Genomic DNA, 13,523 nt, shown 5'->3' with positions numbered 1-13,523 from the left:
CGAGACTGGGCCCGACGTACGACCAGACGCTCCACCTGACGCTCCAGGCACGCTCTACGGAGGACCCCCATGCTGCACGCGCTCGTCGCCGAAGCCGTCCAGACGACCGAGGAGACCCACGGCGCGGGTCTGCCCTCGCCGTACGTGTTCGCGACCATCGCCTTCTGCGTGCTCGCCGCGCTGCTCATCGTCACGATGGGCTTCAAGAGCGTCGGGACCCGTCACTGACGTCCCCGGCGGACGGTCGCCGCCCGCGCCTGGGCGTGATGGGCGGCACCTTCGACCCGATCCACCACGGCCACCTCGTGGCCGCCAGCGAGGTCGCGGCCCGCTTCGACCTCGACGAGGTCGTCTTCGTGCCGACCGGCCGGCCGTGGCAGAAGTCGCGCGGGGACATCGCCCCCGCCGAGCACCGCTACCTCATGACGGTCATCGCGACCGCGTCGAACCCGCGCTTCACGGTGTCCCGGGTGGACATCGACCGCGGCGGGTTCACGTACACGATCGACACGCTGCGGGAGCTGCACGACCTGCGCCCCGAGGCCGACCTCTTCTTCATCACCGGGGCTGACGCGCTGGCGCAGATCCTGCAGTGGAAGGACGTCGCCGAGCTGTGGTCGCTGGCCCACTTCGTCGGGGTGAGCCGTCCCGGGCACGCGCTGACCGACGACGGCCTGCCGCTGGACGGGGTGAGCCTGATGGAGGTGCCGGCCCTGTCGATCTCCTCCACCGACTGCCGCCGGCGCGTCGCCGACGGCCTGCCGGTCTGGTACCTCGTGCCGGACGGCGTCGTCCAGCACATCTCCAAGCACCGGCTCTACGCGCGCGCGGACGAGCCCGCGCCGGCGGCCGTGGGAGAATCGAACGGCTGAAGCCGTTCCGAACACCCCTCCTAGGAGTACCGTGCCCGCCTCCGACCGTTCTCTCGAGCTCGTGACCGCAGCTGCGGCAGCAGCTTCGGACAAGCTCGCGACCGACGTGATCGCGCTGGACGTCTCCGACCAGCTGTTCATCACCGACGCCTTCCTGCTGGCCTCGGCCCCGAACGAGCGCCAGGTGCGCGCGATCGCCGAGGCCATCGAGGAGACGCTCCTGCCGCTGGGCTCCAAGCCCGTCCGCCGCGAGGGCGAGCGCGAGGGCCGTTGGGTGCTGCTGGACTTCGTCGACGTCGTCGTGCACGTCCAGCACACCGAGGAGCGCGAGTACTACGCCCTCGAGCGCCTCTGGAAGGACTGCCCCCTCATCGAGCTGCCCGAGCACGCCGCGAGCGACGCCTCCGCCTGAGCCCGGCGTCGTGAGCGCGCGTCGTGTCGTCCTCTGGCGGCACGGTCGCACCACCTTCAACGCCGAGAACCGCTTCCAGGGCCAGCTCGACGTCCCGCTGGACGACGTCGGGCGGGCCCAGGCCGCCGCGGCGGCCGCGCACCTCGCCGGGCAGCCGATCGACGCCGTCGTCGCCTCGGACCTGTCCCGCGCCGTGGAGACGGCGCGGGCGCTGACCTCCCGCACGGGCCACGCGCTGCGCACCGACCCGGACCTGCGGGAGGTCCACGCCGGAGCCTGGGAGGGGCTGCTGGGCGCCGAGATCGAGGCGCGCTGGCCCGAGGAGCACGCCGCCTGGCGCCGCGGCGACGACGTCCGGGTGGGCGGCGGGGAGAACCGCCTGGAGCTGGGGACCCGCGTCGCCGGTGCCGTGGAACGGCACGCGTCCACCGTCGAGGGCACGCTCCTGGTCGTCGCGCACGGGGCCGCGCTGAAGGCCGGCGTCCTGCGGCTCGTCGGCCTGCCCCCGGTGGCCACGAGAGCGCTGGCCGGCTTCCGCAACGGCCACTGGGCCGTGCTGACCCGCCGGGGTCACGGCTGGGTCCTCGAGGAGTGGAACGCGGGGTCGGCGGGTGCCTCCGTGGGCGCCGAAGGCTGAGGGTGGTCACCAGCACCCCCGCCCGTGAGGTAGTGTTCTCTCTGTCGCCAGGGGGAAACCCGGGGTGATGAACGAGAGCAAGGGGCTGTGGCGCAGCTGGTAGCGCACCTCCATGGCATGGAGGGGGTCAGGGGTTCGAGTCCCCTCAGCTCCACCCCAGAAGGGCCCGGACGAGAGTCCGGGCCCTTCGTCGTCCCCGGGGTGCTGCGCTCACCACCAGCGGTCCAGCCCCTCCAGCAGCGCCTCCACCACCCCGGTCACCGCCGCGCGGGACCCGGGGACGGCCGGTTGCCCCGCGCGCACCGTCGCGGCCACCAGCACCCGCCGCCGCCCGCGGGCGGCGGTGCCCACGAGCGCGGCCGTGCCGTAGCGGCCGGTGGAGTGGGTGCCGGTCAGCCGCCACCCGCCGCGCAGCCCGGTCGTCGGGAACAACCCGGCGAACCGGGCCCGCGCCGGCGGGGGCAGGGCGGTGCCGAGCAGCAGCGTGCCGTGCGTCAGCGCCAGCGCCGACGTCGTGGTGGTGTCCTGCGGATCCCACGGCGCCCCCGCGCAGGAACCGGGGGCCAGGCGGTCGACGCGGGTCCGGCGGTCGCCGAGGCGGCGGCAGAAGCCCGTCACGGCCGCCGGGCCGCCCGCCCGGGTCAGCAGGAGGTTCGTGGCGGTCGCGTCGGCCCGGCGCAGGGCCGCGTCGCCGAGCCGCCCGACGGACAGGCCGCCGGGGACGTGCCAGGCGCACACGGGGGAGGGGGCCACGAGCCGGTCGGCGCCGTAGCGCACGCGCCGGGCCAGGACACCGGGTCCGTGCCGGGCCACGAGCAGACCCAGGGCGGCCCCGGCCGACAGCGTCAGGACGGGGCGGGGCTCGTCGGCGTGGTGGCGCGCGCCGCGCCCGGTGAGCAGGTCGGCGGCCCAGAACGTCACCTCGTCCGGTGGGCGGCCGAGGACGGCGGCCAGACCGGCACCGCTGCCGGCCGCCACGAACGACCGCCGCGAGACGTCCACGTCCCTCCACCCCCGGGACCAGGGTGCTCCCGCGGGGACGGGAGCACCAGGCCCGGGTGGTGGGGCCTCAGCGCGCGGGCCGCCAGCCCAGCGCCGGGGCGACGTGCTCGGCGATGGAGCTCATGAGGTGGGTGTTGTAGTCCACCCCGAGCGCGTTGGGGATCGTGACGAGCAGGGTGTCGGCCTCGCGCACGGCGGCGTCCTTGGCGAGGTCCTCGGCGACCTGGTCGGGGTCGCCCGCGTAGGTCTTGCCGAACCGCGCCAGGCCGGGTTCGCCGAGGGAGCCCACCTGGTCGGTGGAGCCGCGGTCGCGGCCGAAGTACGCCTCGTCGAGGTCGTCGACGATGGGCATGACGCTGCGGGAGACCGAGACGCGCGGTTCGCGCTCCCAGCCGGACTCCTTCCACACCTGCCGGAACAGGGCGATCTGCTCGGCCTGCAGCTCGTCGAAGGGGATGCCGGTGTCCTCGGTGAGCAGGGTGGAGCTCATGAGGTTCATGCCCTGCTCGGCGGTCCAGCGGGCGGTCTCGCGGCTGCCCGAACCCCACCAGATCCGGTCGGACAGACCGGGGGACTGGGGCAGGACCGGCAGGTGCACGCTGCGGCCGGTCATCCGCGGGTTCGACTCCGCGACGCCGGCGCCGGCGATGGCGCGGCGGAAGACGTCGGTGTGCCGGCGGGCCATGTCGGCCTCGGTCTCGCCCTCGGCCGGTACGTACCCGAAGGTGGCCGGGCCGTGCAGGGCGGGCTCGGGTGATCCCCGGCTCACGCCGAGCTGGAGCCGGCCGTCGGAGAGCAGGTCCGTCATCGCCGCCTCCTCGGCCATGTAGAGCGGGTTCTCGTACCGCATGTCGATGACGCCCGTGCCGAGCTCGATGCGGCTCGTGCGGGCGGCCATGGCGGCGAGGACCGGGAAGGGCGCGGCCTGCTGGCGGGCGAAGTGGTGCACCCGCACGTAGGCGCCGTCGAAGCCGAGCTCCTCGGCGGCCACCGCGAGCTCGACGGTCTGGACGAGGGCCTCGCGCGCGGTCCGGGCGGCCGAGCCCGGGACCGGCTGGTAGTGCCCGAAGGACAGGAACCCGATGCGCTTCACATCGTCATTGAACCATCAACAAGTCGATCCTGTTCCACACTGGGGCGGTGATCTCCAAGGACACCCAGCTCTGCCTGTCGCTGTCGGGCCGCCCCAGCAACCTCGGCACCCGCTTCCACAACTTCCTCTACGCCGAGCTCGGCCTCGACTTCGTCTACAAGGCGTTCACCACCGACGACCTGCCCGCCGCGATCGGGGGCATCCGGGCCCTGGGCGTCCGCGGCGCCGGGATCTCCATGCCCTACAAGGAGGCCGTGATCCCGCTCGTCGACGAGCTGGAGGCCTCCGCCGCGGCCATCGACTCGGTGAACACGATCGTCAACACCGGCGGCCGGCTCGTCGCGCACAACACCGACTACGTCGCCGTGGCGACCCTGCTCGCCGAGCACGGCATCACCCCGCAGGGCGCCGCCGCCGTCCTCGGCAGCGGCGGCATGGCCAAGGCCTCGCTCGCCGCCCTGCGCGACAACGGCTTCGACGACCTGCTCGTCGTGGCCCGCAACGAGGCCACCGGCGCGCCCCTGGCCGCGCAGTACGGCGCCCGGTGGCTGCCCGTGCTCGGCGCCGAACGGCCCGCGCTCGTCCTGAACGCCACCCCCGTCGGCATGGCCGGCGGCCCCGCCGAGCACGACCTGCCCGTCGCCCGCGAGGTCGTCGAGGCCGCCCGCGCCGTCTTCGAGGTCGTCGCCGTCCCCGAGGACACCTCGCTGGTGCGCCTGGCCCGCGAGCTGGGCCGCACCGTCGTCACGGGCACCGAGGTGGCCGCGCTGCAGGCCGCCGAGCAGTTCGCCCTCTACACCGGGGTGCGCCCCACCCCCGACCAGGTCCGCCGAGCGGGTGAGTTCTCCCGCCAGGAGGGGTGAGAGGGGCCCCGGAGCGGGCCCGCGCGCGGGAGGATCGAGGGGTGCCCTCCTCGCCCTCCCGCCCCCCGACGCCCCCGGCAGCCACCGCCGGGGAGGTGACCGGCGCGCCCGCCGCCCCCGGGACCGCCGGGCCGGACGCGCCCACCGGGTCCGTCGTGCGCCCGCGGCGCACCGGCGGCGCGCCCGGGGGCCGGGGTCTGCGGGCCGCCCTGCTGCTGGTGCCCACCGCCGGCGCGGTCGCGGTGGTGCTCGCGGCGGCGCTCACCCCGACGGTCACCGCGCTGGTCGTCGCCCTGGGCGCGCTCGCCCTGCTGGCCGTCGTCCTCGGCGTGGCGCTGGCCCTGACGGCGCGGGCCCACCGCGCGGCCGAGCAGGCCGCCGGCCAGCTCCTGTCGGCGCTCGAGGCCGCCCGCGACGAGAAGGTCGACGACGCCGTCACGGGCCTGCTCAACCGGCGCGGGCTGGTGCTCGTGGGCCGGCAGGTCCTGGAGTCGGCCCGCCGCTCCAGCGGCGCGGTGCACGCCTGCGTCGTCGAGGTCTCCTCGGCCGTCCAGCTCGGCGGCCCGCCGCGGACCGCCACCCAGGAGCGGGTCCGGCGGGAGGCGGAGTGGACCGCGGCGGCGTCCGCGCTGCGCGGGGCCACCCGCACCTCCGACGTCGTCGCGCACGAGGGTGGGGGCCGCTTCGTCGTCCTGGGGCCCGGGTCCGGGCTGCACGCCCAGGAGCTCGAGCGCCGCATCCGGGTGGGCCTGGCGCAGGGCCGGCTGACCGGCGGCGGCCAGCGCGCCGCCCGGCTGTCCGTCGAGGCCGGTGCCGCGGTCCTGGCCCCCTGGGACGAGGGCGGTCTCAGCGACCTGCTGGTGCGCGCCGAGCAGGCCCTGGCCCAGCGCCGCGCCCTGCGCCGCAGCACCCCCTCGCACGGCTGGGGGCGCCGCCGCAACGACCGCGCCGCCCGACCGGAACGTCCGCAGGCGTGAGCGAGTAGGCTTCCCCCGTGTCTTCCCGCCGACTTCCCGGCCGGTGCTGAGCTGCTGCGGCCCCGCAGGTGCTCGCACCGTGACCCCTCCTGCGCGAGGGGTCTTCCGCTGTCCAGGCGAGTTCGCAGGTGCGGGACGCACGAGCGCACCGGGAGGACGAGATGACTGACGTGTCGACGGACCAGGCCCACGACCGGGCCCACGAGCAGGTCCAGGAGCAGGACGAGCAGCGCTACGACGCGTTCGCGCTGCAGGACAAGTGGCTGCCCGTGTGGGACGAGCTGAAGCCGTTCCGCAGCGGGGCGCCGGGCGACGAGCGCCCGAAGAAGTACGTGCTGGACATGTTCCCGTACCCCTCGGGGGACCTGCACATGGGTCACGCCGAGGCCTACGCGCTGGGCGACGTCATCGCCCGGTACTGGGTGCAGCGCGGGTTCGACGTCATGCACCCCATCGGCTGGGACGCCTTCGGCCTGCCCGCCGAGAACGCCGCCATCAAGCGCGGCCTGGACCCGCGGCGGTGGACGTACGACAACATCGCCCAGCAGCGGGCCTCGATGCGCCGGTACGCGTGCTCCTTCGACTGGGACCGCGTCCTGCACACCTCCGACCCCGAGTACTACAAGTGGAACCAGTGGCTGTTCCTGAAGCTGTACGAGAAGGGCCTGGCGTACCGCAAGGACTCCCTGGTCAACTGGGACCCGGTCGACCAGACGGTGCTGGCGAACGAGCAGGTGCTGCCCGACGGCACCTCCGAGCGCTCGGGCGCCAAGGTCGTCAAGAAGAAGCTGACGCAGTGGTACTTCCGGATCACCGAGTACGCCGACCGGCTGCTGGACGACCTGGACACCCTGGAGGGCCAGTGGCCCGCCAAGGTGATCTCCATGCAGCGCAACTGGATCGGGCGTTCCACCGGCGCTGAGGTCGAGTTCGCCATCGAGGGCCGCGACGAACCGGTGACGGTCTACACGACCCGCCCCGACACCCTGCACGGCGCGACGTTCATGGTCGTGGCCGCCGACTCCGACCTGGCCGAGGAACTGGCCGCCGGCGCCTCCGAGCAGGTCCGGGAGGCGTTCGAGGCCTACCGCACGCAGGTGCAGGAGACCTCTGAGATCGACCGGCTGTCCTCCGAGCGCGAGAAGACCGGCGTCGACCTGGGCCGCTTCGCCGTCAACCCCGTCAACGGCGAGCGCCTGCCCATCTGGGCCGCCGACTACGTGCTGGCCGACTACGGCACGGGCGCCATCATGGCCGTCCCCGCCCACGACCAGCGCGACCTGGACTTCGCGCGCGCCTTCGGCCTGCCGGTGCGGGTCGTCGTCGACGTCCGCGACGCCGACGGCAACCCGCTGCCGGACCCCGCCGAGTCCGGCGAGGCCACCGCGGGCGACGGGGTCCTGGTGAACTCCGGTCCGCTGGACGGGCTGGACAAGGCCGCCGGCATCGCGAAGGCCATCGAGCTGCTGACCGCCGAGGGCAGGGGCCGCGCGGCGAAGAACTACCGGCTGCGCGACTGGCTGATCTCCCGTCAGCGCTACTGGGGCACGCCCATCCCGATCGTGCACACCGCCACCGGTGAGGTGCCCGTCCCCGAGGACCAGCTGCCGGTCCTGCTGCCGCCGAGCGAGGGCCTGAACCTGACCCCCAAGGGCACCTCGCCGCTGGGGGCCGCCGAGGAGTGGGTCAACGTGCCCAGCCCCGTCGACGGCACCCCCGCCCGGCGCGACCCGGACACGATGGACACGTTCGTCGACTCCTCCTGGTACTACCTGCGCTTCGTCTCCCCGGACGACGACACCAAGCCCTTCGACACCGACCTGGTCGCGCAGTGGGGTCCCATCGACCAGTACGTCGGCGGGGTGACCCACGCGATCCTGCACCTGCTGTACGCGCGGTTCATCACCAAGGTGCTGCACGACCTGGGGTACGTGCCGTTCGACGAGCCGTTCACGCGGCTGCTGAACCAGGGCATGGTCCAGATGGACGGTTCGGCCATGAGCAAGTCCAAGGGGAACCTGGTCCGGCTGTCGGACCAGCTGGAGGAGCACGGCGTCGACGCCGTCCGGCTGACGATGGCCTTCGCGGGCCCGCCCGAGGACGACATCGACTGGGCCGACGTGTCCCCGTCGGGGTCGGCGAAGTTCCTGGGCCGCGCCTGGCGGCTGGCCCGGGACGTGACCTCCGCGCCGGGCACCGACCCCTCGACCGGTGACCCGGCCCTGCGCCGGGTGACGCACCGGACGCTGCACGAGGTCTCCGGGCACGTCGAGGCGTACCGGTTCAACGTGGCCGTGGCGCGCCTGATGGAACTGGTCAACGCGACCCGCAAGGCCGTCGACTCCGGCCCCGGCGCGGCCGACCCCGCCGTGCGCGAGGCCACCGAGGCCGTCGCGGTCGTCCTGTCGCTGTTCGCGCCCTACGCCGCCGAGGACATGTGGTCGCTGCTGGGGCACGAACCCGCCGTGGCGCGCGCGGGCTGGCCGGTGGTCGACGAGTCGCTGCTGGTGCAGGACACCGTGACCTGCGTCGTGCAGGTGCAGGGCAAGGTCCGCGACCGGCTGGAGGTGTCCCCGGACATCGCCCAGGACGCGCTGCGGGAGCTGGCGCTGGCCTCGGAGAAGGTGCAGGCGGCGCTGGCCGGGCGGGACCTGCGGACCGTCGTCGTCCGCGCGCCGAAGCTGGTCAACATCGTCCCGGCGTGAGGGGCCCGGCGTGAACCCGGTGGCGGAGGTCGAGCTGTCCACCCCGCGGCTGCTGCTGCGGCGGTGGACGGCGGCCGACCGCGAACCCTTCGCGGCGCTCAACGCCGACCCGGAGGTCATGCGGTTCTTCCCCTCCGTCCTGGACCGGGAGGCCTCGGACCGGCTGGCGCACTACGCCGACAGCCGGTTCGAGGAGCTGTCGGTGGACGGGGAGCCGTTCGGCCTCTCGGCGGTGCAACGCCGGGAGGACGGGGCGTTCCTGGGCTTCACCGGCCTGCACCGCATGCGCTGGTACCCCGAGGACGTCGAGATCGGCTGGCGGCTGGCCCGGCACGCCTGGGGCCGGGGGTACGCGACCGAGGCGGCCCGCGCGTGGGTCGGGCGCGCCCGGGCGCTGGGCCTGCCGCGGCTCATCTCGATCGTCGACCCGGACAACGCGGCGAGCCTGGCCGTCACCCGCAAGCTCGGCATGGTCGAGGGCTGGCGCGCCGAGGCGGAGGGGCGCCCGCACGTCGTGACGGTCCTGCAGCTGTGACGCCGGCGCGACCGCGAGGTCGTCGCACGTTCCACGACCGGCTGCGCGCGGGCACCGGAGGCGCTAGAACCAGCCTGTGCGACGCGAGCGCGAGGCCACGGACCCGGTGGCGGACGGGCGGGCTCCCGGCCCGTCGCTGACCGTCGTCTACACGGGGGAGCAGGACGAGGTCTACGACTTCCCCGTCGAGGGCTGCCGGCGCACCTTCGGCCGCGACGACGAACGCTGCGACATCGTCGTGTGGTCCGCCCTCAACGGCTCGGACCTGGCCCGGGTGGCCGGGGTGGTCTTCCGCATGGACGGGGAGCTGTGGCTGCGCAACCTCGCCGTGAGCCACTCGCTGCGCGTGCAGGTGCCCGGCCGGCCGCCCGAACCGGACCTGCCGCCGCGCCGCTCGGAGGCCGACCGGGGCCCGGCCCGCTCGCTGCCCGGACCGGTGTGCACCGTCGTGGGCCCCGACGGCTGCGAACTGCTGGTGCGTCAGGAACCGCACCCCCGGCCCGACCCGGTCCGGCCGGCGGCCTCCCCGGGCGCGCCCACCCGGTTCGAGGTCCCCGCCGTCCCGGACCACCTGCGGCTGGTCGCGGTGGCCGTGTGCGCGCCCCTGCTGCGCGGGGAACGGTTCCCGGCCTCCTACAGCGAGGTGGCCGCGACGCTGCGGCTGCGCAGCGCGCGCACGGCCCGGCGGCTGGTCGACGAGCTGTGCGCCGGCTACACCGCCGCCCACCCCGGCCCCGGCGAACGCCCACCCGGTGACTGCCGGACCCTGAGGCTGCCGGTCTACCACGACCTGGCGCACGTCCTCGTCGGCCACCACCGCATCGACGCCGGCGACCTGCGCCTGCTGCCGTCCGCGGGCGGGACGGTCCGCCCGTGAGCGCGTCCGGCGCCGCGGCCCCGCTGGCCGCGCACCCCGACCTCGAGGTCCTGGGGGTCCTGGGCACCGGAGGGGTGGGCACCGTCCACCGCGTGCGGGACACCGCGTCCGGCGCGCTGCTGGCCTGGAAGGTGTGGCACGAGCCGCTCGGCGAGCAGGACCACCGGCGCTTCGAGGCCGAGTGCGCCCTGCACACCGCCCTGTCCGGGCACCCGCACGTGGTCCGGCTCGTCGGGCACGCCCGGCCCGGGCCCGGGGAACGACCCTGGATCACGACCGAGCTGCACGAGACGTCGCTGCAGGACTGGCTGACCGCCCACCGCCCGACGGCGGCGCAGTGGCACGTCCTCGTCGCGGACCTGCTGTCCGGACTGGGGGCCGTCCACGCCGTCGGGCACGTCCACCGCGACGTGAAACCCGCCAACGTCCTGCTGCGGGCGGGCCGCTGGTCGCTGACCGACCTCGGGCTGGTGATGCCCGTCGACGGCACGACCCGCAACCCGCCGGCGGGCACGCCGTACTACCTCGCCCCCGAGCTGGGACGCCCCGGCATCATGCCCGGACCGCGCAGCGACGTGTACTCGGCCGCGCTGACCCTGCTCCTGGTGCACGACCGCCTCGCCGATCCCGGCGGCCTGCCCCCGGCGGTCGAACAGGTCCTGACCCGGGCCGCCTCGGTGCACCCGGCCGACCGGCCCGCCGACGCCCAGGACCTGCACCGCCGGCTCGTGGCGGCTGCGGCGGGGCACGTCCCGGCCCCCGCCGCCGTCACCGCTGCTCCCGTCCCCACCGCGCCCGCCGGGACGGTGAGCCGGGTGCGGCGCGAGGCCCGGCTGAGCGGGCTGGGAGCCGCCCTCGCCGTCTGCCTCGTGCTGGGGGGCAGCGCGGCCGCGCCCACGACGGCCACCGACCCCACCGCGTCCCCGGCGGGGTGCCCGGTCGCGACGACGGTCGACGCGGTGGTCCCCGGCCGCGGGCCCGGTCTGGCGGAGGTCAGCCACCTCGGCTACACCGTCCACGGCCACATCTCCCTGGAGGTGTCGGGCCGGGTCGCGCCGGAGCTGGCCGGATCGACCCCGGGCCCGCTGTGGATCGTCTCCTTCCCCCGGCGCCTGCCCGTCGGCCGCGACGGCCGCCCCGGGAGCCTGACGTGGTACCCGCTGGGCGTGGTGCGACCCGACGGGGACGGCTGCTTCCAGACCGACCCGCTCCAGCTGAGCTCCTACGACGCGGCGCAGGGCATCGTCTTCGACGTGGCCCTGGCCCGGCTGAGCCCCCAGCGGCAGCAGGAGGCCGCGGCGTGGCTGGCGGAGAACTCCGCCGACGGGTGGCGGACCCTGCCGGCCGACGTCGAGCCGCTCAGCACGTTCGTCGTGGACTCCGGGCCGTTCGAGGTGCTCTGAACTCCGGCCCTGTCAAGGGCAGGGCTGCCGGTGAGGGCCCGGGCCGTCACCCGTTTGGATGAGCGCGCCGGTCACCCGGTGCAGGTGGTCACGAGGGGGGTCACCTGCGCCGGTTCCCGTCGTGGCCACCCCACCGGTCCGTGGAGGACTCCATGCGCGCACGACCCCGCCCCGGCGGTCCGCAGCACCGTCGCCACCGCCGCGGCCTGCCGCGGCTCACGCTCGCCCTCGTCGCGGCCCTGGCGCCCGTCACGGTCGCCGCCGGGCCGCCACCGCCGGCCTTCAGCGCCGTCGCCGCCCCGTCCGCGCCCACCTCGGTGCGGGTGACGACCTCCGGGACGTCGGCGACGCTGTCCTGGGGCGCACCGACCAGCACCGGGGGTGCCGCAGTCACCGGGTACGTCGTGTCCCGCGACGGCCGGGACTCCACCGGGTACGGCGCCTGGAGCGGCACGGTCGCCGCCACCGCGCGATCGGCGACCTTCGGGCAGCTCGTCCCCGGCGCCACCTACCGGCTGTCCGTGCGGGCCGTGAACTCCGCCGGGGCCGGCACGACCACCACGGTCGCGGTGACGATGACCTCCACGACGGCGCTCGCGACCGCACCCACCTCCGTGACGGTGACCCCCGCGGCGAGCGGCGGCACCGCGACGCTGGCCTGGGCGCCGCCGAAGGCCTCCGGCGGCGCCGCCGTGACGGGGTACCGGGTCGCCCGCGACGGGACCGACAGCACGGGGGCGGGGGCGTGGAGCACGACGGTGGCGGCCACGGCGCGGCAGCAGGTCTTCGGGAACCTCGTCGCGGGCCGGACGTACACCTTCACGGTCGCGGCGATCACGTCGCTGGGCACCGGGACGCCCGCCGCGGTCAAGGCCGTCGTCCCGAGCCCGTCGCCGTCCGGGCAGGCGATGCCCGTGGGGGGCCTGACCGGCTGGAAGCAGGTCTTCGCCGAGGACTTCACCGCCGACCTGCCCCTGGGCGGGTGGCCGGGCGCGTACTCGGGGCGCTTCGAGCCCTACGACTGGGGAACCCCCGACACCGGGAAGCAGGGTGTCTGGAAGACCTCGAAGGTGTTCTCCGCCAAGGGTGGCGTCGGTGACTACTACCTGCACAGCGAGAACGGTGTCCCGCAGTCGGCGGCGCTGATCCCGAAGGTGGGCGGCAGGAACGCCGACCAGGTGTTCGGGCGGTACTCGGTGCGCTTCAAGGTGGACCCGGGGATGGCCGGGTGGTCCAGCGCCTGGCTGCTGTGGCCGCTGGACGACGGCGACCCGGCCACCCGCGAGTGGCCGGACAAGGGCGAGATCGACTGGCCCGAGGGTGAACTCGACGGCGAGGTCAAGGGGTTCCTGCACTACGCGAACCCGGCGGGCGGTCAGGACGAGTTCCACTCCGGCGTCGCCTTCAGCCCGGGCTGGCACACGGCGACGACGGAGTGGACCGCGGGGCAGGTGAAGTTCCTCCTCGACGGCCGGCTCGTGGGGACGGCCACCCGGCAGGTGCCCACCGGCCCCATGCACTGGGTCCTGCAGTCCGAGACCGCCTACGGCGAGAAGCCCACGACGGCGGGGCACATCCAGATCGACTGGGTCGTCCAGTACGCCCAGGCCTGAGGAAATCGACCGCTCACCGGAAGGAAGAACGATGAAGATCTCCCACCGCTCCCTGTCCGCCCTGGCTGCCGTCCCCCTGGTGGTCGGCCTGCTGACCGCCGGTGCCGGCGGGGCCCAGGCCGCGTCGCTGACGTGCCCGTCCTCGCGGAACCCCTCGACCCTCGGGACCGCCACCACCCCCGCCTCGCAGTCCGTGGCGGTCGGCGGTCAGAGCTTCCGGGTGGAACTGAGGTACTCCCCGAGCACCCGGTTCGCGTGGGGCAGGGTGACCAAGACGGCACCGGCCGGGACGACCGCCAAGGCGTACCACCTCTGGACCGACCGGAGGTCGGGGACGACGACCGACGGGCAGATGTGCCAGGTGAACCGGCCCGGTGGCTACCTGGTCAACGGGGGCCAGGACTGGACGAGCGCCATCGACGACGCCGGGTACCTCATGCGGGCCTGCTTCAAGCTGCGCGACTACTCGCAGGTCACCTGCACCGGCTGGTACTGAGCAGGTGCCCGGGCGGGACGCCGGTCCCGCCTGGGCCG

Annotated in this window: 14 protein-coding genes and 1 tRNA gene; 13 read left to right on the top strand and 2 right to left on the bottom strand. The window is 75.0% G+C overall.

Features of this window, described 5'->3' with window-relative positions:
• Window positions 1–69 precede the first annotated feature (69 nt).
• The 5 genes from BJ968_RS04165 to BJ968_RS04145 all read left to right on the top strand — a co-directional run bounded on the left by BJ968_RS04165 (window position 70) and on the right by BJ968_RS04145 (window position 2,075).
• Entirely contained in the window at window positions 70–228 is a 159-nt protein-coding gene (locus tag BJ968_RS04165; RefSeq protein WP_179748097.1) for a hypothetical protein, read from the top strand.
• On the top strand, window positions 225–872 hold the full coding sequence (gene nadD, locus BJ968_RS04160) for a nicotinate-nucleotide adenylyltransferase (RefSeq protein ID WP_179756176.1): 648 nt from the start codon (window positions 225–227) through the stop codon (window positions 870–872). Before BJ968_RS04165 ends, nadD begins: the two co-directional genes overlap by 4 nt.
• Before the next feature lie 31 nt (window positions 873–903).
• Entirely contained in the window at window positions 904–1,284 is a 381-nt protein-coding gene (gene rsfS, locus BJ968_RS04155) for a ribosome silencing factor (RefSeq protein ID WP_179749476.1), read from the top strand.
• Window positions 1,285–1,294: 10 nt separating this feature from the next.
• Window positions 1,295–1,921, top strand: a complete 627-nt coding sequence (locus tag BJ968_RS04150; RefSeq protein ID WP_179749474.1) for a histidine phosphatase family protein — start codon at window positions 1,295–1,297, stop codon at window positions 1,919–1,921.
• A gap of 81 nt (window positions 1,922–2,002) precedes the next feature.
• Window positions 2,003–2,075 (top strand) — tRNA-Ala (locus BJ968_RS04145).
• Between the two features lie 56 nt (window positions 2,076–2,131).
• Here the strand turns inward: BJ968_RS04145 and BJ968_RS04140 are convergent.
• Together BJ968_RS04140 and BJ968_RS04135 are read right to left on the bottom strand one after the other, a co-directional pair.
• On the bottom strand, window positions 2,132–2,923 hold the full coding sequence (locus BJ968_RS04140; protein WP_179749472.1) for a serine hydrolase: 792 nt from the start codon (window positions 2,921–2,923) through the stop codon (window positions 2,132–2,134).
• 67 nt (window positions 2,924–2,990) lie between these two features.
• A complete protein-coding gene (locus BJ968_RS04135; protein ID WP_179749470.1) occupies window positions 2,991–4,016 on the bottom strand; it encodes an LLM class flavin-dependent oxidoreductase in 1,026 nt (341 codons plus the stop codon).
• A 47-nt stretch (window positions 4,017–4,063) separates the two neighbouring features.
• On the opposite strand from BJ968_RS04135, the gene BJ968_RS04130 reads away from it, so the two are divergent.
• From BJ968_RS04130 to BJ968_RS04095, 8 genes are all read left to right on the top strand, one after another.
• Complete coding sequence (locus BJ968_RS04130; RefSeq protein ID WP_343077799.1) at window positions 4,064–4,879, top strand: shikimate 5-dehydrogenase; 816 nt, start codon at window positions 4,064–4,066, stop codon at window positions 4,877–4,879.
• A 41-nt stretch (window positions 4,880–4,920) separates the two neighbouring features.
• Window positions 4,921–5,856: a diguanylate cyclase domain-containing protein gene (locus BJ968_RS26310; protein WP_179749468.1), complete on the top strand. Its 936-nt coding sequence runs from the start codon at window positions 4,921–4,923 to the stop codon at window positions 5,854–5,856.
• 161 nt (window positions 5,857–6,017) lie between these two features.
• Entirely contained in the window at window positions 6,018–8,561 is a 2,544-nt protein-coding gene (gene leuS / locus BJ968_RS04120; RefSeq protein ID WP_218884768.1) for a leucine--tRNA ligase, read from the top strand.
• A 10-nt stretch (window positions 8,562–8,571) separates the two neighbouring features.
• Window positions 8,572–9,096 carry a GNAT family N-acetyltransferase gene (locus BJ968_RS04115; RefSeq protein WP_343077798.1) on the top strand — a complete coding sequence of 175 codons (525 nt, stop codon included), beginning with the start codon at window positions 8,572–8,574 and terminating at the stop codon, window positions 9,094–9,096.
• 76 nt (window positions 9,097–9,172) lie between these two features.
• Complete coding sequence (locus BJ968_RS04110) at window positions 9,173–9,973, top strand: hypothetical protein (protein ID WP_179749464.1); 801 nt, start codon at window positions 9,173–9,175, stop codon at window positions 9,971–9,973.
• On the top strand, window positions 9,970–11,376 hold the full coding sequence (locus tag BJ968_RS04105; RefSeq protein ID WP_179749462.1) for a protein kinase domain-containing protein: 1,407 nt from the start codon (window positions 9,970–9,972) through the stop codon (window positions 11,374–11,376). Before BJ968_RS04110 ends, BJ968_RS04105 begins: the two co-directional genes overlap by 4 nt.
• A gap of 152 nt (window positions 11,377–11,528) precedes the next feature.
• On the top strand, window positions 11,529–12,989 hold the full coding sequence (locus BJ968_RS04100) for a fibronectin type III domain-containing protein (RefSeq protein WP_179749460.1): 1,461 nt from the start codon (window positions 11,529–11,531) through the stop codon (window positions 12,987–12,989).
• A gap of 31 nt (window positions 12,990–13,020) precedes the next feature.
• Window positions 13,021–13,485: a DUF2690 domain-containing protein gene (locus BJ968_RS04095; RefSeq protein ID WP_179749457.1), complete on the top strand. Its 465-nt coding sequence runs from the start codon at window positions 13,021–13,023 to the stop codon at window positions 13,483–13,485.
• Window positions 13,486–13,523 lie beyond the last annotated feature (38 nt).

Origin of the sequence: Kineococcus aurantiacus, assembly GCF_013409345.1 — a bacterium.
In the GTDB taxonomy this organism is placed as follows: Bacteria; Actinomycetota; Actinomycetes; order Actinomycetales; family Kineococcaceae; genus Kineococcus; species Kineococcus aurantiacus.
This window is presented reverse-complemented; position numbering and strand designations above follow the sequence as displayed.

Excerpts from the sequence above, each read along its gene's own strand:
- BJ968_RS04165 (WP_179748097.1), top strand. The coding sequence starts at position 70 with ATGCTGCACGCGCTCGTCGCCGAAGCCGTCCAGACGACCGAGGAGACC.
- leuS (WP_218884768.1), top strand. The coding sequence starts at position 6,018 with ATGACTGACGTGTCGACGGACCAGGCCCACGACCGGGCCCACGAGCAG.
- BJ968_RS04100 (WP_179749460.1), top strand. The coding sequence starts at position 11,529 with ATGCGCGCACGACCCCGCCCCGGCGGTCCGCAGCACCGTCGCCACCGC.
- BJ968_RS04095 (WP_179749457.1), top strand. The coding sequence starts at position 13,021 with ATGAAGATCTCCCACCGCTCCCTGTCCGCCCTGGCTGCCGTCCCCCTG.